Annotated in this window: 22 protein-coding genes; 11 read left to right on the top strand and 11 right to left on the bottom strand. The window is 57.8% G+C overall.

Going from position 1 to position 25,853, the window contains the following annotated elements:
• A complete protein-coding gene (locus AACY11_RS01030; RefSeq protein ID WP_339493652.1) occupies positions 1-5,562 on the top strand; it encodes a calcium-binding protein in 5,562 nt (1,853 codons plus the stop codon).
• Between the two features lie 69 nt (positions 5,563-5,631).
• Here AACY11_RS01030 and AACY11_RS01025 read toward each other — a convergent pair whose 3' ends face one another.
• Positions 5,632-6,744 carry an enoyl-CoA hydratase/isomerase family protein gene (locus AACY11_RS01025; protein WP_339493650.1) on the bottom strand — a complete coding sequence of 371 codons (1,113 nt, stop codon included), beginning with the start codon at positions 6,742-6,744 and terminating at the stop codon, positions 5,632-5,634.
• Positions 6,745-6,876: 132 nt separating this feature from the next.
• Here AACY11_RS01025 and ung point away from each other — a divergent pair, with 132 nt between their 5' ends.
• Entirely contained in the window at positions 6,877-7,569 is a 693-nt protein-coding gene (ung, locus tag AACY11_RS01020; protein WP_339493649.1) for a uracil-DNA glycosylase, read from the top strand.
• Positions 7,570-7,633: 64 nt separating this feature from the next.
• Here the strand turns inward: ung and AACY11_RS01015 are convergent, their stop codons facing one another.
• Genes AACY11_RS01015 through AACY11_RS00995 form a run of 5 tightly spaced genes read right to left on the bottom strand, consistent with a single transcriptional unit; the run spans position 7,634 to position 13,010 of the window.
• The gene (locus AACY11_RS01015; RefSeq protein WP_339493648.1) at positions 7,634-8,659 is read right to left on the bottom strand and encodes an AbrB family transcriptional regulator; all 1,026 of its coding nucleotides are present in this window, start codon (positions 8,657-8,659) and stop codon (positions 7,634-7,636) included.
• Positions 8,652-10,166 (bottom strand): tripartite tricarboxylate transporter permease, encoded by a 1,515-nt coding sequence (locus tag AACY11_RS01010; protein WP_339430737.1) that lies wholly within the window; start codon positions 10,164-10,166, stop codon positions 8,652-8,654. Before AACY11_RS01010 ends, AACY11_RS01015 begins: the two co-directional genes overlap by 8 nt.
• Position 10,167: 1 nt before the next feature.
• Positions 10,168-10,626: a tripartite tricarboxylate transporter TctB family protein gene (locus AACY11_RS01005; protein WP_221731337.1), complete on the bottom strand. Its 459-nt coding sequence runs from the start codon at positions 10,624-10,626 to the stop codon at positions 10,168-10,170.
• A gap of 60 nt (positions 10,627-10,686) precedes the next feature.
• On the bottom strand, positions 10,687-11,664 hold the full coding sequence (locus tag AACY11_RS01000) for a Bug family tripartite tricarboxylate transporter substrate binding protein (RefSeq protein WP_339430739.1): 978 nt from the start codon (positions 11,662-11,664) through the stop codon (positions 10,687-10,689).
• A gap of 53 nt (positions 11,665-11,717) precedes the next feature.
• Positions 11,718-13,010: an OprD family porin gene (locus AACY11_RS00995; RefSeq protein WP_339493646.1), complete on the bottom strand. Its 1,293-nt coding sequence runs from the start codon at positions 13,008-13,010 to the stop codon at positions 11,718-11,720.
• 236 nt (positions 13,011-13,246) lie between these two features.
• Between AACY11_RS00995 and AACY11_RS00990 the strand changes: the two genes are divergently transcribed.
• Complete coding sequence (locus tag AACY11_RS00990; RefSeq protein WP_339430741.1) at positions 13,247-13,918, top strand: response regulator; 672 nt, start codon at positions 13,247-13,249, stop codon at positions 13,916-13,918.
• Positions 13,911-15,296 (top strand): sensor histidine kinase, encoded by a 1,386-nt coding sequence (locus tag AACY11_RS00985; RefSeq protein WP_339493645.1) that lies wholly within the window; start codon positions 13,911-13,913, stop codon positions 15,294-15,296. Before AACY11_RS00990 ends, AACY11_RS00985 begins: the two co-directional genes overlap by 8 nt.
• 91 nt (positions 15,297-15,387) lie before the next feature.
• Here the strand turns inward: AACY11_RS00985 and AACY11_RS00980 are convergent, their stop codons facing one another.
• Positions 15,388-16,209, bottom strand: coding sequence for an HDOD domain-containing protein (locus tag AACY11_RS00980; RefSeq protein ID WP_339430743.1), 822 nt, complete (start codon positions 16,207-16,209; stop codon positions 15,388-15,390).
• 34 nt (positions 16,210-16,243) lie between these two features.
• Positions 16,244-17,185: a CAF17-like 4Fe-4S cluster assembly/insertion protein YgfZ gene (gene ygfZ, locus AACY11_RS00975; RefSeq protein ID WP_339493643.1), complete on the bottom strand. Its 942-nt coding sequence runs from the start codon at positions 17,183-17,185 to the stop codon at positions 16,244-16,246.
• Between the two features lie 151 nt (positions 17,186-17,336).
• Between ygfZ and AACY11_RS00970 the strand changes: the two genes are divergently transcribed.
• Complete coding sequence (locus AACY11_RS00970) at positions 17,337-17,591, top strand: FAD assembly factor SdhE (RefSeq protein ID WP_093438371.1); 255 nt, start codon at positions 17,337-17,339, stop codon at positions 17,589-17,591.
• Complete coding sequence (locus tag AACY11_RS00965) at positions 17,575-18,027, top strand: protein YgfX (protein WP_339430745.1); 453 nt, start codon at positions 17,575-17,577, stop codon at positions 18,025-18,027. Before AACY11_RS00970 ends, AACY11_RS00965 begins: the two co-directional genes overlap by 17 nt.
• Here AACY11_RS00965 and nadB read toward each other — a convergent pair.
• On the bottom strand, positions 17,996-19,612 hold the full coding sequence (gene nadB / locus AACY11_RS00960; RefSeq protein ID WP_339430746.1) for an L-aspartate oxidase: 1,617 nt from the start codon (positions 19,610-19,612) through the stop codon (positions 17,996-17,998). The two genes, AACY11_RS00965 and nadB, sit on opposite strands and share 32 nt — an antisense overlap.
• A gap of 557 nt (positions 19,613-20,169) precedes the next feature.
• Here nadB and rpoE point away from each other — a divergent pair.
• Genes rpoE through AACY11_RS00945 form a run of 3 tightly spaced genes read left to right on the top strand, consistent with a single transcriptional unit; the run spans position 20,170 to position 22,343 of the window.
• Positions 20,170-20,751 carry an RNA polymerase sigma factor RpoE gene (gene rpoE / locus AACY11_RS00955; protein WP_003172477.1) on the top strand — a complete coding sequence of 194 codons (582 nt, stop codon included), beginning with the start codon at positions 20,170-20,172 and terminating at the stop codon, positions 20,749-20,751.
• A gap of 30 nt (positions 20,752-20,781) precedes the next feature.
• Positions 20,782-21,369, top strand: a complete 588-nt coding sequence (locus AACY11_RS00950; RefSeq protein ID WP_007911408.1) for a sigma-E factor negative regulatory protein — start codon at positions 20,782-20,784, stop codon at positions 21,367-21,369.
• An 8-nt stretch (positions 21,370-21,377) separates the two neighbouring features.
• On the top strand, positions 21,378-22,343 hold the full coding sequence (locus AACY11_RS00945; RefSeq protein WP_339493641.1) for a MucB/RseB C-terminal domain-containing protein: 966 nt from the start codon (positions 21,378-21,380) through the stop codon (positions 22,341-22,343).
• Between the two features lie 29 nt (positions 22,344-22,372).
• On the opposite strand, the gene AACY11_RS00940 is transcribed toward AACY11_RS00945, so the two are convergent.
• Positions 22,373-22,519: a hypothetical protein gene (locus AACY11_RS00940; RefSeq protein ID WP_221729411.1), complete on the bottom strand. Its 147-nt coding sequence runs from the start codon at positions 22,517-22,519 to the stop codon at positions 22,373-22,375.
• Between the two features lie 34 nt (positions 22,520-22,553).
• Here AACY11_RS00940 and AACY11_RS00935 point away from each other — a divergent pair, with 34 nt between their 5' ends.
• A complete protein-coding gene (locus AACY11_RS00935) occupies positions 22,554-23,984 on the top strand; it encodes a DegQ family serine endoprotease (RefSeq protein ID WP_339430748.1) in 1,431 nt (476 codons plus the stop codon).
• A gap of 77 nt (positions 23,985-24,061) precedes the next feature.
• Here AACY11_RS00935 and AACY11_RS00930 read toward each other — a convergent pair whose 3' ends face one another.
• Positions 24,062-25,495, bottom strand: coding sequence for a M48 family metalloprotease (locus AACY11_RS00930; protein WP_221729409.1), 1,434 nt, complete (start codon positions 25,493-25,495; stop codon positions 24,062-24,064).
• Between the two features lie 99 nt (positions 25,496-25,594).
• Here AACY11_RS00930 and AACY11_RS00925 point away from each other — a divergent pair, with 99 nt between their 5' ends.
• The gene (locus AACY11_RS00925; protein WP_221729408.1) at positions 25,595-25,834 is read left to right on the top strand and encodes a sulfurtransferase TusA family protein; all 240 of its coding nucleotides are present in this window, start codon (positions 25,595-25,597) and stop codon (positions 25,832-25,834) included.
• The last annotated feature ends 19 nt before the right edge of the window (positions 25,835-25,853 follow it).

Here is a 25,853-nt window from a genome sequence, read left to right as displayed (position 1 = left end):
ATGAGTTATGTTTTTAATGATCTGGAAAAAACAGAAATCTTAAATGCAGCAAATATTTGCAAGGGACTGATGTTCGATTCTGAAGATGTCGAATATCTTGCGCTGGAATTAACAGGGGCTAGCTGCGCTCCCCTGTATCAAAAGCTATTCGATATTATTGGCGGAAGAGTTTCTGAGGCTACCGCTGTCGATCAAGAAGCGGGAAAAGTTCTGAAAAGCGCCAGGCTCTGGCTTGCCGTGGCCATTGATGCCAACGGTGGAAACGGTGCCTACTCCGCCCTGATTCGCGGCTACACCTCGCGGCAAGGTGAACTGAGATTGAATAAAATCTTCAGTGAAAACCTGATGCAACTGTCATCGAATCAGGTCGCCGCCAATTTCATCAATACTTTGATCGACGGATCCCTCGCGGGTCGGCTGGCACCCTGGACGGTTCCATCCATCAGCCAGATTGCAGAGATTGATGCCAGTGCGATCGGCAAGGCACTGTTTAGTGAGGCTTGCGGAGAGAAGGATACAGCCGTGAGCCATAACGCCGGCTGGTCAGGGACAGTCGGATTCAGCCTGTTGGGTGGAGCGCCGCCCTATGAAACCTGGAGATTGATCTCTGCGGGTGATTCGCAAGGGGAAGATGGCGGCCCGCCGATTCAAGCAAAAGCCAACAGGCTCGATGACTATAAAAATATTCTGTTCGCCATCGATTCCTACAGTGTCGGCCTGCGAGCGGCGATCAGCAATTTCGGCGTCAATCCATTGCAAAGTCTGCTTTCCGTCGTGCCAGAGCAAATCAATATCGCGCTCGCCAGTGGCAGCCTCAATCCGCTGATTCAGCATGTCGTGAAAGGCACGCCGGTTTCCGTCGTGGTCGACCTGATATTGCGCTATGGCCAGAACGAATTTCTGGACATGTTCAAGCGCACCTACAACGGCGATTCAGCAGCGCCACCTACCACCGATGAAACCTTCGCCACCAACGCTTACGCATTCTTCTCGGCATTTTCACCAGAGCAGTCCCAAAGCATCGTCACCCGTTCGATAGGCGAATACGGAAACGCCAATTCATGGGCAAAACTGGCTGGCGAGTCGACACCCATCGGCCTGGCGTTGCGTAATTCCCTGAAGCAACTCAGTGAAATCGTCATCGAACGCGATGACGGTTACCCCGGACGCGGACTGGAACTCTACGATCCGCTGACCGGCGAAGGTTTCATCACTGCGCAATGGCTTGCCGATCGTGCGCAGATGTTGGCCCGGTTGATTGCCCGAACCCAGGGCTCGTTTGGAGAGCACTCGCTGCAGAAGTTTTCCTACTCCGATCTCGCCTCAGCCAAACAGGCGCCGATGACCACCGGTGTGTTGAATCCGCTGGTCATGTTCGGCGATGACGGTGCACGGTCTTTCGCAGGCGGTGCGAACACTGATCATCTGTATGGCGGCGCGGGCAATGACACGATCAACGGACTGGCAGGTCACGATGTCATCGAGGGTGGACGCGGCAACGACTTGCTTGGTGGAGGCGACGGCAATGATGCGTTGCACGGAATGGCCGGTGATGATGTTCTGGTCGGAGGAAAGGGTAACGACTCTTTGAGCGGTGGCGAAGGCAGCGACCGCTATGAGTTTTCCAGCGGTGATGGCATCGATGAGATCTTCGACGCCAACGCCAATGGGCAGCTGTGGATCAACGGCGCGCCGATTCCTTCACTCAAACGTCGCGCCCCTTTGAGCAATATCTGGTCGACCGAGGATCAGGCCATCACCCTGACCCTCATCGAAGAACTCACTGAACCCACCCTCAACATCAAATATGGCCTGAACGACCTCGTCGTTATCAAGAACTTCCGCCCCGGGATGCTTGGTATCCGACTTCCTGAACACCAAGACCATACGGTCTCTGCTCCCGATCTGGTTCTCCAGGGCGACTGGAAAGCGAAAGATATCGACCCCAATGTTCCCGGTGATCAGTTCTCATACGATGAGCTGGGCAACGCGTTGCTATTGGCCAACGTAAAACAGAGAAACAAGGCCGATGTGCTCTACGGCTCTGCAAAAGACGACGTCATTCTCGGACTTGGTGGATCAGACCGATTATTCGGCAAGGACGGAAACGATCAGTTGTTTGGGGATAAACAGACGACGCTCGAAAAAGCCATGGCCGCTGGTGACTCTAAAGGGAAAGCCGCTCGAGGCGATTGGCTTGACGGAGGCGCCGGCCACGATTTGCTCATCGGTACGGCATCCCAGGACGTGCTTCTGGGCGGTAACGATCGGGATACGCTGATTGGAGGTGCGGGAGATGACGTTTTATCAGGGGATGAAACGACCGGCGCGCTGGAGCAGAAATGGGGATTCAAACGCGTCGAAGTGCTTATAGACGGTGGTGTCACCAGTCACCGAACTGTCTTTTCACAGGCCTCCTTTAACAGTTCGACGCAGGGCGATAACGATGTTCTCTACGGCCAGGGCGGTCGCGATGTTCTCAATGGCGGATGGGGCGAGGATCTACTTGATGGCGGAACAGAAGATGATCTTCTTGCAGGGGATGGGGGGGATGACACGCTGGCCGGAGGAAGCGGTAACGACACGATAATGGGAGACAACCTCGATTGGGGCGGGGGACTGCAAAGCAAACACCATGGTAACGATGTATTGGACGGTGGAAGTGGCGATGATTGGCTCGCTGGTAACGGTGGAAACGATGCGATTTATGGTGGTCCAGGCAATGACACTCTCAAGGGCGATGACGATGTACTGAACGGCGTTGCCGGTGACGCTGCCCACTTTTTTGGAAGCGACCTGCTGGACGGTGGTGCAGGAGACGACACACTCTGGGGCGGTGGGGCGGATGATCTGCTGTTCGGAGGTGAGGGTAACGACGCGCTGGCCGGGGATTATGCTGAGCATCCAATTCGGTACCACGGTAATGATTTACTTGATGGTGGAGCGGGCGATGACACACTTCAGGGAATGGGGGGGGCCGATACCCTGATCGGTGGGGCAGGAGCTGACGCGCTGGATGGCGATGTGTCCAACCTGCAGTCAGGTGGAATCAACAATGATTACCTTCAAGGCGATGAAGGAAACGATACCCTTCTGGGCGGCTTGGGCGCCGACACGCTTTATGGCGGCGCTGATGATGACATTTTATCCGGCGACTACGCGCAGACAGCCGAAGCCGAACATGGCGCAGATTATCTGGACGGTGGTTCAGGCAACGATACCTTGCTCGGCGGTGGTGGCAACGACACGTTGTTGGGCGGGGAGGGTGTAGACCACCTTCGTGGGGATTCCGGCAATAACGTTTTTGATGGCGGGCCCGGTAACGACGTGATGGAGGGCCATGACGGCGCTGATGTTTACTATTTCGGGGTGGGTGATGGTCTTGACGTTATCACCGATTCAGGTGGCAGCAATGTCATCAAGTTCGGTGCCGGGTTCTCTGCGGAAAGTTTGAAAGCCGACATTATTGATGTTTCCGTAGGCCGGGTATTGCGGCTGTTCAATGGTGAGGGGGACGCCATCCTTATCAGGAATTATGAAGAATGGAAGAATTCAACGTTCACGTTTAGCGATGGTGTCATTCTCGGCTATCAAGAGGTCATGAAAAAAACGCTGCCAGCTGTAGAGATCATCGAGCCGCCAGCAGGGGATGGAGTGCTGGCCAAAGAAGAAGATAAAGACATTATTGCAAACGAAGTACAGGTTGCTGTTCCGGACCAATCAGGGATCGTTGTTCCTGGCGAGGAACGAAGTAATGCCATTGATCATAATGTTGGCTGGACAGACAGGTTCCTGGCGGAGCTCAAAGCAAAGCGCTCCGCTAGCAGGCATGCAACAGGCTTTACCTTGAGCAAACCAGGTGTCTGGGTTCGTAACCATATAACCACCAACGATACGGGTTATATCACCCACACTGATGTGATCGATGAAAGCATCGAAACGGGGGCATTGTCTGAAACGCCTCAATGGATGGGGTCTGCCACTGGCGATGCGGTATTTAGCGAAAGACAGTCAAGCTCTACATCCCGATCCAGTTTTCGAGAGGTAAAGAAAGAGGGCATTACGTCGCCGTTATTGCTGGAGCCACGTTATTTTCGATCTGGCACTGCCAGCGGTTTTTCATTCAAAGTCGGCGACGTAATTATTGCAGATAGAACAGATTCAGGTGCTATCGAAGGATGGTACATCTATCCTGCTGAAAGTTTCACGGCGGGCGAAACTGTCCGCAAGGAATTTCGGCGGGATGTCACAACTGAAACGATCAAACATAAAGTTGTCCACGGCGACGATGTCGGTGGGCGAGTTAATGTCGAAGTCGGCAATCTTTTCCTGGGGGGTGCAGGCGATGACCTGATCGTCGCCTATTCTGGTGTTCTACTTGATTACGGCTATATTAATGAAAGGATACCGGGTGCCTTTCTGTCCGCCGGTGCAGGCAACGATACCCTCCTCGGTTCTGAAGGCGCTGATTATTTAGTGAGCGGCGCTGGGGATGACTACCTGTACGGTGAAAACGGTGCCGATACTTACATCGTGCAGGCGCATGCCGGCGCAACGACCATTATCGCGGATGTGCTGAATCCGGTTTTTATCCGACCTGAAGTAGGTGTTGCCGGATGGAAGGACGAGTATGGATTAGTCGATCAAGATACTGTCGTGCTTCCAGAAGACGCGACGCAGGAGAATTTGCAGCTCAGTTGGGGCGCAACACTCATTGAAACAGTGAATGTTGAGTTGGCACCTGATCCGCGTCGTGATGCCTATCGCCATCCGCCGCGCGCGCAAATGCTCTATTCGACACTCGATATTAAATGGGGTGGGTCGCAGAAAGTTCGCATTGTTCTACCCAATGCCGGAGATATCGAGGGTTCCGGCATTGAGATTATTAAATTTGCAGATGGCTCAAGCCTTACTCTCAAAGAACTGTTTGGCTCCAGTCAGCTGGGTCCTGCCCCGAATACTTATTACAATGGTCTCTTGGTCGATAATGCGGCCAGTGCCAAATCTATGAGAAATGGCCAAGCGCTCCCACTGGTGGGAAGTCACGGTAATGACACTCTAAGCGGCGCAGGTGAAATCAGAGGTATGCAGGGACATGATGCGCTGATGGGGAGTGTCGACGATGATGTACTGCTAGGCGGTCCCGGTAATGACACGTTGTCTGGTGGTGCTGGCAACGATCTCTACAAATACGATGGTCTTGGAAGAGACTTGATTAATAACACCGGGGGTGGGATCGATGGAATCGATTTTTCTGGTGTGGGTATACCTATTGAACAATTAAGGTTTCATCGCGATCAGGAAGATCTTGTCATAGTGGTCTGCTATGGCATGGGCCCCAAGGTTCGAGTGGCTAATCATTTTTCTGGAGGCGAAAGCGCGATTGGGTTCATAAGGGTTAGCGGCGAAGGAGAAACGGTTAAAGACTACCCCGCAGCGCAAATTGCCGAACGACTGCATCCTCTTCCGCCACTGCGTGATGTGGAGGATATTCTTGTAAAAGAAAATGAAGAGTCGCAACTCGCGTTGGCCGAGATAATCAAGTTCTACGAACTGAATTAACTGTAATAACGTCAGTTTGAGGGTGCCCGCGATCGAAGACAAAGGTGACCATCGCGGGCAATCAGTACTTCAATACTGCGTCAGATCCGCCAACGGATGTCGTCCCTCCCAAACCTTGTGAAAGTGCGCCTCGACCACTGCATCCGGCACGTGATTGACGTCCGGCCAATGCCAGTGCGGCTTCTGATCCTTGTCGATCAACCGTGCGCGAACCCCTTCGCTGAACTCCGGATGCCTGCAGCAATTGAGGCTCAGGGTGTATTCCATCTGAAAGACTTCGGCGAGTGACATATAACGGGCGCGGATGATCTGTTCCCAGACCAGATGAGCGGTCACCGGCGAGCCTTCGCTCAGGGTCTTGGCAGCGCGGGCGAGTAACGGGTCGCTGCTGTCACGTTGCAGGCTGATGGCTTTCCACGCACAGGTGACGTCGCTGACGTCGAGCAGATCGTCGATTTGCTGACGACGCGGCAACCACTGCGCCTCTGGCAATTGGCCAACGGCTTCCTGCTGCAACGCTTTGAGCAGGCTGTTGAGTTGCATGTCGGTCTGTTCCTGCCAGTTCAATTGCAGCAGGCCTTCGATCAGTTCCGGTTGTTGTTCGTCGAGCATAAAACGGTCGGCCAAGCCCAGATCAATCGCATCGCGCCCGTTCAGATGCGCGCCGGTCAGGCCGAGAAACAAGCCGAGCTTGCCCGGCAGCCTTGAGAGAAACCAACTGGCACCCACATCCGGATACAGACCAATGGTGATTTCCGGCATCGCCAAGCGGCTGCTCGGGGTGACGATCCGCGTGCTGGCGCCTTGCAACAGGCCCATGCCGCCACCGAGCACGTAACCATGGCCCCAGCAGATCAGCGGTTTTGGATAAGTGTGCAGGCTGTAATCCAGGCGATATTCCGCGCTGAAGAACTGCGCGGCCAGCGGCGGCACTTCGCCGGGACGGGCGCGACAGGCTTCCACCAGGCTGCGCACTTCGCCGCCGGCGCAGAAGGCCTTGGCGCCGTTGCCGCGCAGCAGTACGCAGACGATTTGCGGATCCTTGGCCCAAACGTTCAGTTTGTCGCTCAAGGCGTTGATCATTGGCAGGGACAACGCGTTCAGCGATTTTTCAGCATCCAGGCTGGCGATACCGATGCGGGCGCCGTCGGTGCCGGTGAGTTCTTCGAAGTGCAGATTCATCGTGACCTCGATCGGGAATTGGAGCGTTCAGTATGATCGCTGTGGGGGAAAGTGCCGGATCTGCGTCAGATCAATTGACAAGCGTGGTCGGCTTTCCTAGGGTTCGCCCCATTGTTTTTGCCGGGTATGACCATGACTGCTGACGACCGTATCAAACTCGAACCGAGCTGGAAGGAGGCACTGCGTGCCGAATTCGACCAGCCTTACATGGCAGAGTTGCGTAACTTCCTGCAGCAGGAGCGGGCGGCCGGCAAGGAAATCTATCCGCCGGGGCCGCTGATTTTCAACGCGCTGAATTCGACGCCGCTGGATAAAGTCAAAGTGGTGATCCTCGGCCAGGACCCGTATCACGGCCCGGGCCAGGCCCATGGCCTGTGCTTCTCGGTGCAACCGGGCGTGCCGGCACCGCCGTCGCTGGTCAACATCTACAAAGAGTTGAAGCGCGACCTGAACATCGACATCCCCACCCATGGCTACTTGCAGAGCTGGGCCGATCAAGGCGTGTTGATGCTTAACACCACCATGACGGTGGAGCGCGCCACCGCCAACGCGCACAAGGACAAGGGCTGGCAGTTTTTCACTGATCGAATCATTGGGCTGGTCAGCGAGCAGCAGCCGCACCTGGTGTTCATGCTGTGGGGCGCCCATGCGCAGAGCAAGCAAAAGCTGATTGATGCGACCAAGCATCTGGTGCTGACGTCAGTGCATCCGTCACCGTTGTCGGCGTATCGTGGCTTTTTGGGTTGCGGGCACTTCAGTCGCACCAACAAGTTTCTGGAGCAGAACGGCGAGACGCCGATTGAGTGGCGGTTGCCGCCGGTTTGATGGGGTGACCGGGTTGCCTTCTTCGCGAACAGGCTCGCGAAGAAGGCAACCCGGTCTTTCTGAATTACTCGGGATTGCGATTCCAGTATTTGAACAACGGCTCAGCCAGAAACAGCACAAATAACAACCGCATCACCTGCATCGCCGTCACCAGCGGCACCGACAGTTGCAGGGTCTGCGCCGTCAGACTCATTTCAGCGATACCGCCAGGCATCATGCCCAGGGTCAGCGAGCGTAGATCCAGATGGGTCAGTGTGCTCAAGCCCAGCGCCGCCAATGTTGCGATCAACATGGTCAACACCGTGCCGATCAACGTGCGGCCCATGAACGATGGCGCCCGCCGGAAGAATTGCCGGTTGAAGTGGCAGCCCAAACCGCTGCCGATCAGCCACTGGCCAATCTGACTGCCGCCATCGGGCAGACCGATGTGCAAGTCCCAGCCAATGCTGATCGACGCGCTCACCAGCAATGGCCCGAACAGCCAGGGATTGGGTTGACGCAGTCGCTCCCAGACCCAGGCGAGCAGGGCACCCGCCGGAAACAGAAGCGCCAGCCAGCGCCAGTCGACGCTGCCTGCGTGAGAAACAGGCGTGCCATCGCCGAGCAAATACTTGAACGCCGCCGGCACACACAACACCACCACCAACACCCGCAAACTCTGCCCCGCCGCGACATGGCTGAGCATCGCGCCGTTGCGCGCGCCGAGGTTGACCATCTCACCCGAGCCGCCGGGCATGCTGGAAAAAAACGCGGTAGCTCGATCTTCGCCGGTACGGCGCATCAACCACACACCGACCACCGCCGACACACTGGTGACCAGCGCCCCGAAGAAGATCAAACCGAAATGACTCAGCACCTGTTCCATCACCACCGGGGTGAAGTGCAGGCCGATTCCCACAATCCACTGGCCGCATTTACGCCCGCCAGGGATTTCGCTCAATTGCCAAGGAGTGAAGCAGCGCACGAGGATGATCGCCAGCAACGAGCCGACCATCCACGGCAGTGGCCAGCCGATCTGGCTGGCGATATAACCGCCAAGCAGACCGACCAGCGGCGTTCCCCACCCGGTCTTGAGCGACCGATCAGACACCGGCAATGGCGCGACGGGCAGCGGAACGTTTGCGCCAGATACGGATGATCGGCATCAAGAGCATGATCCCCGTCAACACCCAGCAACCGAGGGTGATCGGGCTCGACCAGAGGATTTCCAGTGCACCGTTGGAGATCGACAGGGCGCGGCGCAGGTTCTGCTCCATCAGTTCGCCGAGGATGAAGCCCAGCAGCAGCGGCGACAACGGGAAGTCCAGCTTGCGCAGGATGTAACCGAAGATACCAATGCCGATCATCAGGAACAGATCGAACGTGGTGGCATGCACCGCGTAAACGCCGATCCCGGTGATGATGGCGATGACCGGCACCAGTGCCCAGTTCGGCACGGCGAGGATGCGGGTGAACACGCGGATCATCGGGATGTTGAGAACCACCAGCATGACGTTGGCGATGAACAACGAGGCGATCAGACCCCAGACGATGTCCGGTTGTTGCTGGAATAGCAGTGGGCCCGGCGTGATGTTGTACAGCGATAGCGCACCGATCATCACCGCGGTGGTACCTGAACCTGGAACACCAAGGGTCAGCATCGGCACCAAGGCACCGCAAGCCGCGCCACCGATGGCGGTTTCCGGGGCTGCGAGGCCACGGGCATCGCCCTCACCAAATTTGCCTGTGGCGCCGGCAAGACGCTTCTCGGTCATGTAGGCCACGGCGCTGGCAAGCGTCGCACCGGCCCCCGGCAACACGCCCATGATGAAACCCAGCACGCCGCAACGCAGGTTCACCGTGAACACCGACGCCGCTTCCTTGAAGTTGAACATCATGCGCCCGGTGGCTTTTACCGCTTCCTGGCCGTGGTGGGTTTTTTCCAGCAGCAGGAGGATTTCGCTGATGGAGAACAGGCCCAGCACCAGCACGACGAACTGAATGCCGTCAGTCAGGTGAATGTTGTCACCGGTGAAGCGATACACGCCGCTGTTGGCGTCGATGCCGACGGTCGACAGGAACAGACCGATCAGCGCCGCAATAAAGGTTTTCAGCGGTCGATCACCGGCCATGCCGCCGAGACAGACAATCGCGAAGACCATCAACACGAAGTATTCCGCGGGACCAAAGGCAATCGCCCATTTCGCCAGCAGCGGGGCGAACAGCACCATGCCGCAAGTGGCGATGAGCGCGCCGATGAACGAACTCCACGCCGACAGCGACAACGCCACGCCAGCCAGACCCTTGCGGGCCATCGGGTAGCCGTCGAGGGTGGTCATTACGGTGGAGGCTTCGCCAGGAATGTTCAGCAGGATCGAACTGATTCGCCCGCCGTATTCGCAGCCCAGATAAACCGCCGCCAGCAGAATCAACGCCGATTCCGGCGGCAGGCCGAGGGCGAATGCGATCGGGATCAGCAGGGCCACGCCGTTGATCGGGCCCAGACCCGGCAGCAGGCCGACGACAGTACCGATCAAGGTGCCGCAGAGCGCGGTGACCAGGTTGTAGGGGGTCAGCGCGACGCCAAAGCCCTGACCCAAATAGCCAAGAGTATCCATATCAGTTCTCCAGAACGTCGAGCAGGCCGAGGGGCAGCGGAACGTCCATCACACGGTCGAACAGCAGGTAAAGACCGACGGCCATCAGGCTGATGATCACGATGCTTGGCAACCAGCGGCCGCCGTACAGGCGCGCCATCGGTATGCCCGTCAGGATGCTGGCGATGACGAAACCAAGGGGTTCGAAGGTGCCGGCGAAGACCAGCAGCAGAATCACGCAAATACCGATCTTGGTCAGGGTTTCACGATCCAGCGGCGGCTCGTCATCTTTGCTTTTGATCGGTGCGGGACGAAACACCATGTACAGCAAGGCCAGGCCCATCAGACCGAGCATCAACAGAGGAAAGGCGCGAGGGCCAACCGGTTCGTAGGAAAAGGCTGCCTGATACGGCCAGGCCATCAGTGCCAGGCCGACGCAGGCCAGCAACAGCACCGAGGCGAAAATGCGTTGAATAAGCATGGGGGAACTCCTGTGCTGCAGCCCCGGGCGAACGGGGCCACAGCCGCTAGACAGAGACGATCACTGAATCAGGCCGAACTCTTTGGCCAGCACTTTGTAGTCCGCGACCTGCTTCTTCACGTAGGTGTCCAGTTCCGGACCGGTCATGGCGAACGGGAACAGTTCACGCTGATCGCGCAGCTTGGCGAAGTCTTCGGAGGCCAGCAGTTTGTCGAACGCCGCTTTCCACCAGGCGTAGTCTTCATCGCTGACTTTTGGCCCGAGGTAGAAACCGCGTACCACCGGCCAGACGATGTCATAGCCTTGCTCTTTGGCCGTCGGGATGTCTTTCATTTCCGGCTGATCCAGACGCTTGTCGGCAAACACCGCCAGCAGACGCATGTCACCGCTCTGGATGTGCGGCATGGAGTCGGAGATGTCGGTGCTGCCGACCTGAATGTGCCCGCCAAGCAGGGCCGTGGCGATTTCGCCGCCGCCTTCGAGGGCGACGTAACGCAGGTCACGCGGGTTGATCCCGGCAGCCTTGGCGATCAGCGCTGTTTGCATCCAGTCCTGGCTGCCGACGGTGCCACCGGAACCGATGACCACTTTGCTCGGATCTTTCTTCAGCGCCTGAACGAGATCGTCGAGAGTCTTGTAGGGCGAATCGCTTTTCACGGCGATGGCGCCGTAGCTTGTACCGACGGCTGCCAGCCAGCGCACGTTGCTTTCATCGAAACGACCGAACTTGCCCTGAGCCAGGTTCAGCAGCGAACCGCTCGACCACGCCACCAGGGTGCCGGCGTCGGCGGGACGTTGAGCGACCACCGCGTTGTAGGCGACCGCGCCGACACCGCCGGGCATGTAGGTCACGCGCATCGGTTTGCTCAGCAGCTTCTCGTTGACCAGCGCACTTTGCGCCAGTTTGCAGGTCAGGTCGAAACCACCGCCAGGCGAAGCCGGGGCGATACATTCCGGACGTTTCGGTTCGGCCAAGAGCTGGCCGGCAAACAGGATGCAACTGGCGGCGAGAGCCACTTTACGCAGTGATAAGTTCATTTCAGTCTCCACGGACATTGTTGTTATTCGAGGTGTTGCTTACCCAAGGGCGGTTACCAAAGAGCAACGCTATAGCTCACCAGCAGACGCACTTCGTCCGCATCGCGAGCAGAATAGTTGGAACGGTAGGTTGCATTACGCAGGCGCACGGCAACGTCTTTCAGGGCGCCGCTTTGCACCACATATTTGATTTCGGTGTTGCGCTCCCACTCTTTGCCTTCATCACCGTTCTTGAGTTTGATGTTGTCGCCGCTCAAGTAGCGGGTCATGAAGCTCAGGCCAGGGATGCCGAGTTTGCCGAAGTCATAGTCGTAACGTGCTTGCCAGGAGCGCTCTTCGGCGCCGGCGAAATCGTTGATCTGCACGAAGTTGACCAGGTACGGGTCACTGCCATCGACATAGGGGAATGCACTGTCGCCGGACATGTGCTGATAACCGGCGGTGAACTTGTGGCCGCTCAAGGCATAGCTGACCAGACCGTTGAGCGAGCGGTTGTCGATCTCGCCGCCACGGGCTGCGCCTTGGTCATCACTGAGGGCAAAACGCAGGTCGGTCGCAAAAGTCCCCGGGCCCATCGACCGTGAGGCGACGAGGCCGAAAAAGTGCTGGTTGTAGACTTCGTCGAGTTGGGCGAAGTGGTAGCTGCCGGTGATCTTGTCGGTGAACTTGTAGTCCACGCCGCCAAAATCGAAGTGTTTACCGGCGACGGCGCCAGCGAAACGGCCGTTCTTGTTGTTGAGGGCGATGTCCTCGAAATCGGTGCTGTCGCGATCCTTGGCCTTCTCCAGACGGCCACCGGTGAAGGTCAGGTTCTTGAACTCTTTGGACGTCAGCAAGCCGCCTTCAAAGGTCTGCGGCAGGATGCGCCCGTCGTTCGCCTTGAGGATTGGCAGTTCGGGAATCAGGCTGCCGATTTTCAGTTCCGTGGCGGAGATCTTTACTTTGCCGGTCAGGCTGACTTTCGAGTATTCGTTCGCGGCGCGCCCATCGTCGTGGGTCGGCAGCAGGCCGCTGCCGGTGCGATCCGGACTCGAATCGAGTTTGACCCCGAGCATGCCCAGCGCATCGACACCGAACCCCACGGTGCCGTCGGTGTAACCCGATTGCAGATTGAGCATGAAACCCTGAGCCCATTCATCGCGTTTGGATTGCTGGGCGCTGGTGCCAGAGCGAAAGTCGCGGTTGAAATACATGTTGCGGGTTTCGAAGGTGGCGCTGCTGTCTTCGATGAAGTCGGCGTGGCTCAGCGGCGAAAAACCGGCGAGGGCGGCGGCACTGGCAAGGGCGGTATGGCTGAAACGGGAAGGACGAACAGGCGTGAGAGCCTTGGTCTGCAAGGACGGCATGCGGGGGTACTCCGTTTATTGTTCTTATTGGTCGAAAACGCTTCGTGGCGTTTTTCGTAACGCTGTGTGGCATCAGCGACGGCAGTCTGGACTGTCCGTGCATTGACTCTAACGGGCCAACCTTTCGCTAACCTTTCAAATGACTTTCACGGTTTTCGGGCTTCACAGCGGCAGAGGCGGCTGTAAACTCCGCGGCAAAGCGTGGCGTCGGCCACCCCTGAATGAGGTGAAAATCCATGCGTGTTCTGCTCGTCGAAGACCATCTGCAACTGGCCGAAAGTGTTGCTCAGGCGCTCAAGAGCACGGGTCTTACCGTGGATGTGTTGCACGATGGGGTGGCGGCCGACCTTGCGCTCGGCAGCGAGGAGTACGCGGTGGCGATCCTCGATGTCGGCCTGCCGCGCATGGACGGGTTTGAGGTGCTGGCGCGATTGCGCGCGCGCGGAAAGAATTTGCCGGTGTTGATGTTGACCGCACGCAGTGATGTGAAGGATCGCGTGCACGGCCTCAATCTTGGCGCTGACGACTACCTTGCCAAACCTTTCGAGTTGACCGAACTGGAAGCGCGGGTCAAGGCCCTGTTGCGCCGCACTGTGCTCGGCGGCGAGCGTCAGCAGCGTTGCGGTGTGCTGGCCTACGACCTCGACACCCGTCGTTTCACCCTCGGCGAGGAATTGCTGAGCCTGACGTCTCGCGAACAAGCGGTACTCGAAGCACTGATAGCAAGGCCGGGGAGGGTGATGAGCAAAGAGCAACTGGCGTCGCAGGTGTTTGGCCTTGATGAGGAGGCCAGCCCTGACGCGATCGAAATCTACGTGCATCGCTTGCGCAAGAAACTCGATGGCCAACCGGTGGCGATCGTAACCTTCCGTGGCCTCGGCTATCTGCTGGAAAGCCGCGATGCATAAGCCCAGCAGCTTGCGCTGGCGGTTGCTGTGGAATCTGGCGATATTGCTGGTGGTGTTGATGCTTGCCAGTGGCTTGAGTGCTTACTGGAATGGCCGCGTCGCCGCCGACACTGCCTATGACCGAACCTTGCTGGCCTCGGCGCGAACCATCGCTGCCGGCTTGTCCCAGCGTGACGGCACCCTCAGTGCCGATGTGCCTTATGTGGCCCTCGATACGTTCGCCTACGACAGCGCCGGGCGGATCTATTACCAGGTCAACGACATTCATCAGAAGTTGATTTCCGGTTACGAAAACCTGCCAGGACCGCCGCCCGGCACGCCAAGAACCGACGATTATCCGGCGTTGGCGCGCTTCTACAACGCCACCTACCGGGGCCAGAACGTGCGCGTGGTCAGCCTGCTCAAAGCGGTGAGCGAGCCGAACATGAATGGCATGGCGGAAATCCGCGTCGCTGAAACCGATGAAGCTCGCGTCAGCATGGCACGCGGTCTGGCGGGCGATACGTTGCTGCGATTGGGCATGTTGGCGATTGGCGCGTTGCTGTTGGTCTGGTTCGCGGTCAGTGCAGCGTTGCGGCCATTGGAGCGGTTGCGCACGGCGGTGGAGGAGCGTCAGCCCGATGACTTGCGCCCGTTGCCATTGGTGGAAGTGCAGCACGAGTTTGGCCCGCTGGTACGCAGCCTCAACCATTTTACCGAGCGCCTGCGCGGCCAATTTGAACGTCAGGCGCAGTTCATCGCCGATGCGGCGCATGAATTGCGTACGCCATTGGCAGCGCTCAAGGCTCGGCTTGAGTTGGGTTTGCGATCAAGTGAACCCGAGACGTGGCGCAGCACTCTGGAATCCTGCGCGCAAAGCACCGATCGTCTGACCCATTTGGCTAATCAGTTGCTGTCGCTGGCCCGCGTCGAAAACGGCGCTCGGGCAATTGCCGAGGGCGGCGCGCAGTTGCTCGATCTGAGTCAATTGGCCCGTGAACTGGGCATGGCCATGGCGCCGCTGGCGCACGCGCGCGGTGTCGCCCTGGCGCTGGAGGCGGATGAGCCGGTGTGGTTGCGTGGCGAGCCGACGCTGCTCAATGAGTTGCTGAGCAATCTGGTGGACAACGCATTGGCGCATACACCGTCGGGCGGCAATGTGATTCTGCGGGTCACGGCGCCGGCGGTGCTTGAGGTTGAAGATGACGGGCCGGGGATTCCGCTGGAGGAGCGTGATCGGGTGTTCGAGCGCTTCTATCGGCGTAATCAGCAGTTGGCGGGCTCGGGTTTGGGCTTGGCGATTGTCGGTGAGATTTGTCGGGCGCATCTGGCGCAGATCAGCCTGCACGATGGTGAGCAGGCGGGGTTGAAGGTGCGGGTGAGCTTTATCGCCGGGTGATTTGTATGGGGTGTGCAGGCCTCTTCGCGAGCAAGCTCGCACAGTGGGCGCGTAAACCTGTGGGCTTGCTCGCCAATGGCGTGGTTTCAGATCAGTAAAACATCGTCCGCGACTCTTCCAGGTCTGCGCACAACACTTTGTTCTCGGGATCGATCCCAAGCTTCCTGAACGCCGGGACAGTGAGCGGATCAATGCGTGCAAACGGATGATCGGTGTCCTTGTGGCAATACAGGCTCGCCACTTGCACCAGATCGACGTAATCGATTTCAGCCGAATCGCGTGTGAAATCCTGATAAAGCCCCGGCAATTTCACCAGTCGCTCGGGGAACTCCCAAACGCGCAGCAGTTTGTCACCGAGCAGCGGATGAATGTTGTCGATCACATGGTTGAGGCTGACCGGGTCCGACAGCAGTTCGTAGTGGTCTTCGGCGTAGGTCAGAATCGGCAGCACACCGATCTGATGCACCAACCCGCCCAATGCCGCCTGATCGGGCTTGAGCTGGGAGTAGCGGCGACACAGCGCATAACTGACCCCGGCGATTTCCAGGCTCTTGCGCCAGACGTCGCGCATTTTCTGTTCCACCACTTCGGAACTGGCGTGGAAAATCTGCTCCATCACCAGGCCGATCGCCAGATTGCTGCTGTAGTTGATGCCCAGTCGGGTGATGGCCGTGTGCAGATCGGTGACTTCCTGCGCCGCGCGCAGCAGGGGGCTGTTGACCACTTTGATCAGGCGCGCCGAGAGCGCGGTGTCTCGGCCTATCACTTTGCTCAGGTCGCTGACGCTGATTTCCGGATCTTCAGCGGCCTTGCGAATTTGCAGGGCCACCTCCGGCAACGTGGGCAGAACCAGGTCATCGTTGTCGATGGCCTCAATCAAATCCTTTTGGACCTTATCCGCCAGTTCGCTCATTTAGACTCTCTAGGGTGTTGCACAAACGCTGCGATCAGCGCTGGATTTCGCGGTCGCGATCCAGTTCGTAGGGCAAATCGAGCAAGTGCAGTGTCTGGCCTTCAAGGCTGCCCAGATGCAGATTGCCCGCTTCGGCAGCTTCGGCCTGCAGCACCGCCAGTAGTTCAATGTTTTGTCCGGCGTGGGCGGCCAGTACGATTTCGCCGATCGAACTGTTGTGGCTCGGCGCGAACAGTTGCGTGCCGGGCTCCGGCAACTCACCCGCCTCCAGGCTCACGCGATACAGGCGGCGCTTGAGTTTGCCCAGGTATTGCATGCGCGCGACGATTTCCTGGCCGGTGTAGCAACCCTTCTTGAAACTTACGCCGCCAACTGCTTGCAGGTTGAGCATCTGCGGGATGAGCAGTTCGCGGGTGCTCGGCATGACCTGGCCGATACCGGCGCGGATCTGGCCCAGCAGCCAATGATTGAGTTCACCTTCAGGCAGGACCGCCGACAATTTGCTTTTGATCGCATCGGCTTGATCGGCCGGCACCCAAAGTTCGGCACGGTCCGGCGAGACGCGAATCGCGACCAGACCTTCACTGCGCACGACGCTGTCGGTTTCCGCCGGCAAGTCCAGACCGAGGCTGGTCAAGGCGCTGTCACCATGCGACAGGCCGAAACGCACCCAAGCGGCGCTTTCATCAGTCAGTTTGGATTTGGAGAACACGGCGTATTTTTTCAGATCCGCCAGTTGCGGCTCCAGCAGCTCACTGGCCATGGCCAACACCACGCCGTCACCTTCGAGCAGAATGCGGAAACTGGACTGCATCCGGCCTTTTTGTGTGCAGCGCGCACCCAGACTGGCCTTGGTGTCACTCAGGTAGTTGATGTTGCAGGTCAATTGGCCTTGCAGGAATTTTCCGGCATCCGCGCCGCGAACCGCGAGAACGCCTTCATGAGACAGGGTGCAGAAAAAAGCAGAATCGGCCATGGGTCTTCGCAGGGTAAAAAAGTCTGGGGCACATCATAAGGGGGCGTTGTTGAAATGGGTAGTTCATAAAGGATCGATGGTGCCCGACCAAAGCCGACTGTGCGAGCCGCGTGGGGGCTGTATACTTGCCGCCAAATTTGAGGAGGGCCCCATGGTCGAACAAGTTGAACTCAATCGCCTCTTTTGGCACAGCCGTCGCGGCATGCTTGAACTTGACGTGCTGCTGGTGCCGTTCGTGAAAGAGGTTTACGCAGACCTGAATCAGGTGGATCGCGATTTGTACGTGCGACTGCTGACGTGTGAGGATCAGGACATGTTCGGTTGGTTCATGGAGCGCAGCGAGTCCGAAGATCCGGAATTGCAACGCATGGTTCGCATGATCCTGGATCGTGTTCAGCCCAAGTAATACGTTCGAATGCCGCTGGCATGCCTCACGGCAGTTGCTGGCGGCGTATCTATTGGCCCAGGCATTCGCTTTGGGCTCGTTGTGCCTACTGTCTATTCCTCTCTGGGCGAGTCTGGTCGGTGCTTTCGGCTGCCTGGTTCACGGTTTCTGGGTATTGCCGCGGCAGATCCTGCTGAGTCATCCAAAAGCATTTTGTGGATTGCGTCGAGATGCCGATGGCTGGCAATTGTGGAATCAGGTCGAAGGCTGGCAAGCCGTGCAGTTGCGCCCCGACAGTCTGGCGCTGCCGTTGATCGTGGTGCTGCGCTTTCGTTTGCGCGGGGAGTGGCAGGTCAGGTCGATCTGTGTGCCTCGGGACTCGCAGACGGCGGATCTGCACCGACGTCTGCGAGTACGACTCAAGTTCAGCCGACGTAGGTGGGCGGCACCAGAATAGTGTCGAGCGCTTCGGGCAGCAGGTCAGGATAGTCGAGGGTGTAATGCAGGCCGCGACTTTCCTTGCGCTCCATGGCTGAGCAAATCATCAGCTCAGCAACCTGGGCGAGATTTCGCAGCTCAATCAGATCGCGACTGACTTTATAGTTGCTGTAGAACTCGTCGATTTCGTCCAGCAACAGGCGCACACGGTGCTGGGCCCGTTGCAGGCGCTTGTTGGTGCGCACGATACCGACGTAGTCCCACATGAAACGGCGCAGTTCATCCCAGTTGTGCGCAATGATTACGTCTTCGTCGGAATCAGTGACCTGGCTGGCGTCCCACGCGGGCAGGGCGCTTGGCGCTGTCACATCATCGAGTTGCGCCAGAATGTCTGCCGCCGCCGAGCGGGCGTAGACGAAACATTCCAGCAGCGAGTTGCTGGCCATGCGATTGGCGCCATGCAGGCCGGTGAAACTGGTTTCACCGATGGCATACAAACCCGGTACATCGGTGCGACCGTTTTGGTCGACCATGACTCCGCCGCAGGTGTAGTGCGCGGCGGGTACGACCGGGATCGGTTGTTGAGTGATGTCGATGCCGAAACCGAGACAGCGTTCATAAACCGTCGGGAAGTGACTTTTTATAAAGGCTTCAGGCTTGTGGCTGATGTCGAGATAGACACAATCCACACCCAGACGCTTCATTTCATGGTCGATGGCGCGTGCGACGATGTCTCGCGGTGCGAGTTCGGCGCGCTTGTCGAAGCGGTGCATGAAGCGATCGCCATTGGGCAGCTTCAAATGCGCGCCTTCGCCGCGCAACGCTTCAGTGATCAGGAAGCTTTTGGCTTGCGGGTGATACAGGCAGGTGGGGTGGAACTGATTGAATTCGAGATTTGCCACGCGGCAGCCCGAGCGCCAGGCCATGGCGATGCCATCACCACAGGCGCCGTCAGGGTTGCTGGTATAGAGGTAGACCTTGGCAGCCCCGCCGGAAGCCAGAATCACGAAACGCGCTCCATAGGTATCGACTTCACCTGTGGCGCGGTTCAACACGTAGGCGCCCAGGCAGCGGTCGCCGTCCATGCCCAAGCGTCGTTCGGTAATCAGATCGACGGCAACCCGCTGCTCCAGCAGTTCGATGTTGGAGCGTTCTTTGGCTTGGGTCAGCAAGGTTTTGAATATCGCAGCGCCGGTGGCATCGGCCGCATGGATGATGCGCCGGTGACTATGGCCGCCTTCGCGGGTCAGGTGGAATTCAAAGCCGCCGTCTTCAGTGCCGGACTGTTCGTCGCGGGTGAACGGCACGCCTTGATCGATCAGCCACTGGATGGCTTCCCGGCTGTGCTCGACGGTGAAGCGCACGGCGTCTTCATGGCACAGACCGCCGCCGGCGTTCAGGGTGTCATCGACGTGGGATTCGACAGTGTCGGTGTCGTCCAGTACGGCGGCGACGCCACCCTGGGCCCAGAATGTCGAACCGTTGGCGAGATCGCCCTTGCTCAATACGGCAATGCGCAAATGGCCTGGAAGGGTCAGCGCAAGACTCAAACCGGCAGCACCGCTGCCAATGACCAGAACATCGTGTTGAAACTGTTGGCTCATTTCAGGATTCCGCTCAAAGCGACCCGGATCGGGGGTGGCGCAAGACAGCTGGATTGGCGAGTCAAGACAACCACACAGCCCACTAGTATATAGAGGGGTGGGGCGGCACAATAGCCGGGCCTATATGGCATTGTGAAACTACTGTGACGGAAAAAACCGTGTGTTTCGTCGGAAGATTTTCCATGAGTTTTGGGAAAAGACGACTGTATCGACGATGAAACAGACTTTTCCTTCCCGGGGTTGCCCAATGTGGAGTGGGTGCGTCTATAAATAATTGGAACTTTTGCCAAAGGTCCAAGATCAATAGACGGTGCCAGAAACAAGGGACAGTGTCGGCTTACGTGCGGAATCTGCGGTTGGGTTCCTGCCGGCGAAACCGATGACAAGATTATTCGCGCAGCCGGTTTATCCCGCGCTGCGTTTTTCGTGCGTGCCAAAACAGAGCCCGCAGGAAACTTGCTTGGAGGGGGAGAACTTTTGCGAAAAGCCCGAGTCTATGGTTGCAAGTCTGGTCATTTAGTTATGCAAGTCTCCTCCGGGCTTATCGAGGAGTGTTCATGCTAACCCAGGAAGAGGATCAGCAACTGGTCGAACGCGTTCAACGTGGCGACAAGCGAGCTTTCGATCTGCTGGTGCTGAAATATCAGCACAAAATTCTCGGGTTGATCGTGCGTTTTGTGCACGACACCCATGAAGCCCAGGACGTGGCTCAGGAAGCCTTTATCAAGGCGTATCGAGCACTTGGAAACTTTCGCGGCGACAGTGCGTTTTATACGTGGCTGTACCGTATTGCCATTAACACGGCGAAGAATTACCTGGTTTCACGCGGCCGCCGGCCGCCGGATAGCGATGTAAGTTCCGAAGATGCAGAGTTCTACGACGGCGATCATGGCCTCAAGGATCTCGAATCACCAGAACGTGCACTGCTGCGGGATGAGATCGAAGGCACCGTCCATCGAACCATTCAGCAACTGCCAGAGGATTTGCGTACGGCTTTAACTTTACGTGAATTCGATGGTCTGAGTTACGAGGACATTGCGAGCGTCATGCAGTGTCCGGTGGGTACCGTGCGCTCTCGGATTTTCCGCGCCCGGGAGGCCATCGATAAAGCCCTGCAGCCGTTGTTGCAGGAAAACTGAGACAGCGGCGACAGCCAAGAGAGGAACGCCATGAGTCGTGAAGCCCTGCAGGAATCGCTGTCCGCAGTGATGGATAACGAAGCGGACGAATTGGAATTGCGTCGAGTGCTCAATGCACTGGACGACGTTGAAACCCGTGAGACCTGGGCTCGTTACCAGATCGCTCGGGCAGCCATGCACAAGGATTTGCTGCTTCCACGTCTGGATATCGCTGCGGCAGTGTCTGCTGCACTGGAAGACGAAACGGCTCCGGCCAAAGTATCCCGTAGCCCATGGCGCAACCTCGGCCGTCTGGCTGTTGCAGCCTCGGTAACTGTTGCCGTTCTGGCCGGTGTTCGTCTTTACAACCAGGACGAAATTGCAGGTGTTGAACTGGCACAGCAATCGAACCAGCCAACCCTGGCCACTCCACAAGTAAAAGGCCCGGCTGTTCTGGCAGGCTATAGTGAGAGTTCGGAAGCCACTGGCCCTATGGCCAACGGCGTACTGCAAGGTCAGCCGGGCTGGCACGATCAGCGTCTGCCGGGTTACTTGCGCCAACACGCTCAACAGGCAGCGCTGAAAGGTACTGAAAGCGCACTGCCATATGCACGTGCAGCGAGCCTGGAAAACCGTTAAGGAGGATCATGCGCGCCATACCTCTACTCTCGCTTCTGCTCAGTGGCTGGTTCGGTGTTCCAGCCCACGCCGACGAGGCCCAGGACTGGTTGAACCGTCTGGGCCAGGCCGAACAGCAGCAGAGCTTTAAAGGCACATTCGTTTACGAGCGTAACGGTAGTTTTTCTACCCATAACATCTGGCATCGCGTCCAGAATGGCCAGGTTCGCGAGCGTTTACTTCAGCTCGACGGTTCTGCACAGGAAGTCGTGCGCATTGATGGACATACTCAATGCGTCAGCGGCACCCTGATTGCCGGGCTGGGGGATACTCCCAACTCCGCCGCTCGTTCTCTCGATCCGCAAAAGCTTAAGAACTGGTATGACCTTGCCGTCATTGGCAAATCGCGCGTGGCCGGGCGAGACGCAGTGATCGTATCGCTCACGCCTCGTGACCAGCATCGTTACGGGTTTGAGTTGCATCTGGACAAGCAGACCGGGCTGGCGCTCAAGTCATTGTTGCTCAATGACAAAGGGCAGTTGCTCGAACGCTTCCAGTTCACCAGTCTCGATACCGCCGATGTACCCTCTGATAAAGACCTGCTGGCCGACGCCGACTGCAAGCCCGTCAAGCTCGACAGCGACAAGGCTTCTGCCGTGAAAACGGCTCAGGTCTGGCATTCAGTGTGGTTGCCCCCGGGCTTCGAACTGACCAGCAGCGCTTCGCACAAAGATTCGGAAACAAAGGCGCAGGTCACCAGCCTGATGTATGACGATGGCTTGGCGCGCTTCTCGGTTTTCCTTGAGCCATTGAATGGCGCTACCGTTACGGATACTCGCACCCAGTTGGGCCCGACTGTCGCCGTATCCCGTCGGTTGACCACGCCGGAAGGCGAGATCATGGTCACCGTGGTGGGTGAGATTCCAATCGGCACTGCCGAACGAATTGCGCTTTCGATGCGTAATACCGATGCCCCAGCAACCAGCAAGCAGTGAGCTGATTTCAGTCATTACCCTTTCTTCGTTCAGACGGAGATGAAATGTTTGTTGAGCATTTTCATTTGCAAATCACCCGGAAATTTTTTATAGGTCAGAGCCTCACGGCTCTGGCCTTGTTTGTTTTTCCTGGAAGAAAAATACCGGTGTGTGGTTTCCGGTGTTCCTTGTTCCATATCGCTTAAACCTGCTCGTCGTAACGGGAGCTGTATGTCGATACCTAGCTTGAAGTCTTATCTCTCCATTTTCGCCACCGTGCTGTTGCTCGGTCAGGCCGTACCTGCTGCGCAAGCAGCCGATCTGCCTGACTTTACGCAACTGGTCGAACAAGCTTCGCCGGCAGTGGTGAACATCAGTACCACGCAGAAATTGCCGGATCGCAAAGTGAACCAGCAGATGCCCGATCTCGAAGGCCTGCCACCGATGCTGCGCGAGTTCTTCGAACGCGGGATGCCGCCTCAGCAGCGTTCGCCTGGCGGCGGACGCCAGCGTGAAGCGCAATCGCTGGGTTCGGGGTTCATCATCTCTCCGGATGGCTACATCCTGACCAACAACCACGTGATTGCCGATGCTGACGAAATTCTCGTACGCCTGGCTGATCGCAGCGAAATGAAAGCCAAGCTGGTCGGCACTGATCCGCGCTCCGACGTGGCTTTGCTGAAAATCGAAGGCAAGGATCTGCCGGTGCTCAAGCTTGGCAAGTCCCAGGATTTGAAAGCTGGCCAATGGGTGGTGGCAATCGGATCGCCTTTCGGCTTTGACCATACGGTGACCCAAGGCATCGTCAGCGCCGTGGGTCGTAGTCTGCCGAACGAGAACTACGTGCCGTTCATTCAGACCGACGTGCCGATCAACCCGGGCAATTCCGGTGGCCCACTGTTCAACCTGAACGGTGAAGTGGTCGGGATCAACTCGCAGATCTACACCCGTTCCGGCGGCTTCATGGGTGTGTCGTTCGCGATCCCTATCGATGTGGCAATGGATGTGTCGAACCAGTTGAAGAGCGGTGGCAAGGTCAGCCGTGGCTGGCTGGGCGTGGTCATTCAAGAAGTGAACAAGGATCTGGCCGAGTCGTTTGGTCTTGATAAACCGGCCGGTGCGCTGGTTGCACAGATCCAGGATGATGGTCCGGCGGCCAAGGGCGGTCTGCAAGTGGGCGACGTGATCCTGAGCATGAATGGTCAACCGATTGTCATGTCCGCTGACCTGCCGCATCTGGTTGGTGCACTGAAAGCGGGTGCCAAGGCCAATCTGGAAGTGATCCGTGACGGGAAGCGCAAGAATGTCGAACTGACAGTCGGTGCCATTCCTGACGAAGACAAAGAACTGGATGTTCTGCCGAAGTCCGGAACCGAAACGAGCAGCAACCGCCTCGGTGTGTCGGTGGGCGAGCTGACTGCTGAGCAGAAGAAAGCGTACGACCTCAAAGGGGGTGTGGTCATCAAGGAAGTGCAGGACGGTCCTGCGGCGTTGATCGGTCTGCAACCAGGTGATGTCATCACCCACCTGAACAACCAGGCCATCGGCTCCACCAAGGAGTTCGCCGAGATCGCCAAGGCGCTGCCGAAGAATCGCTCGGTGTCGATGCGTGTTCTGCGTCAAGGTCGCGCGAGCTTCATTACCTTCAAACTGGCTGAATAAGCAGGCTGACGGTTAAAAAAACCGCCTCGAAAGAGGCGGTTTTTTTATATCTGAAGCTTTTATATCGGTGGTATGACTCAGCCCATCATGTCCTTGACCATGCGTTCCTGCTCCATCAACTCGCGTTGGCGTGCGTCAATGCGTGCGGACAGCGGGAAGTTGCTGCCCGCCTTGCGTTTGGCAAAATCGAGCTGCTGGATCGCCTGACGGTAATCGCCGACCAGCGCGAAATACTCGGCGCGTGCTTGGTGCAGGCCGATGATATTGCCTGACAAGCCACGGGTTTCGGCAACCTGATACCAGACGTCCGGATCATTCGGGCGTGATTTGAGCAAGCCTTCCAGCGCCTTCTCGGCATCGGCGGCGCGATTCTGTTTGAGCAGCAGATCGACACGAACCTGGTTCAGTGGATAGTTGCCAGGATACTGCGTAAGCATGCGGTCAACCCGCGACTGTGCATCGGGCAGGCGATTGTTGGTGATGTCCAGGTCGACCTGAGCAAGGTTGTAGATGATCTCGTTTGGCGACTTGGCCAGCAATTGCTTGAGGTTCTCCCGGGCTTCATTCAACTGGCCACCCTTTATCTGCGCGATTGCCAGACCATAGCGCGCCACATCGTTTTTCGGATTCTCGTCCAGTTGTGCGCGAAAGCGCTTGGCGCCTAACCCCGGGGTTCCCTCGTAGATCAGTTGGACGCGGGCGCGAATCAACTGATAGCGCATGGAGTCTTCGATGCCGCCGGGCTTGGCCTGTTCGGCACGGTTGCGGGTGTCGGCGATCCGCGATTCGGTAACCGGGTGGGTCAACAGGAATTCTGGTGGCTTGGCATCGAAACGATACTGGCGCATCAAGCGCTCGAACATGTTCGGCATCGAGCGCGGATCGTACCCGGCCTTCTCCAGATTGAGGATGCCGATACGGTCGGCTTCCTGTTCGTTCTGGCGGGAGAAGGTCCGTTGCGACTGAATCGCAGCAGCCTGAGTGCCCGCGATGGTTGCAATGCCGGCGTCACCGCCACCGGCCGCGGCGATCACGATCCCGGCCAGCAGCGCGGCCATCATCGGCACCTGCATCCGCTGTGACGCCTCGACACCGCGGGCGAAGTGGCGTTGCGACAAGTGAGCCAGTTCGTGTGCCAGTACCGACGCGTATTCGCCCTCGGTCTGCGCATTGAGGAACAATCCACCGTTGACCCCGACCACGCCGCCAGGTGCCGCAAAAGCGTTGAGCTGCGGGCTGTTGATCAGGATGAATTCAAGGCGCCGGTCAGTAACCTGGCTGGTCTCCACAAGCTTGTAAACGCTCGATTCGACGTAGTCCTTGAGTTGTGGATCGTTGAGCTGTGAAACCTGACTGCGCAACATGGCCAGCCAGGCGCGACCGAGCTGGTATTCCTGTTGTGGCGAGACAATGGCAGAGCTGGCGTCGCCGAGTGACGGCAGATCGTCGGCAAAGCCCGGTGAGGCGAGCAGGCAAGCGAGCGTCAGCAGGGTAGGGCGCAGAAAAGTCATGCACAAAGCCTTAGAAGACAAAGACCTTACTGTAGCCGGACACCAGGCCTGCGACCAGATATTCTAGGCCGCTCGACTGACCTGATCCGGAGTGAAGCAATGACTGACGCTGTAGCCCATGATGTGGAACTGGACGCCAGCGGCCTGAATTGTCCGTTGCCGTTGCTCAAGGCAAAAATGGAACTGAACAAGTTGTCCAGCGGTGCGGTGCTCAAGGTGATCGCCACGGATGCGGGCTCGCAGCGCGATTTCCGCACCTTTGCCAAATTGGCCGGTCATACGCTGCTGCGTGAAGAAGATGAATCGGGCGTCTATCGTTACTGGTTGAAAAAGGCCTGAACCTGACAGCGTAAAAGAC

Origin of the sequence: Pseudomonas sp. RA_105y_Pfl2_P56 (assembly GCF_963970845.1) — a bacterium.
GTDB classification, from domain to species: domain Bacteria; phylum Pseudomonadota; class Gammaproteobacteria; order Pseudomonadales; family Pseudomonadaceae; genus Aquipseudomonas; species Aquipseudomonas baetica_A.
This window is presented reverse-complemented; position numbering and strand designations above follow the sequence as displayed.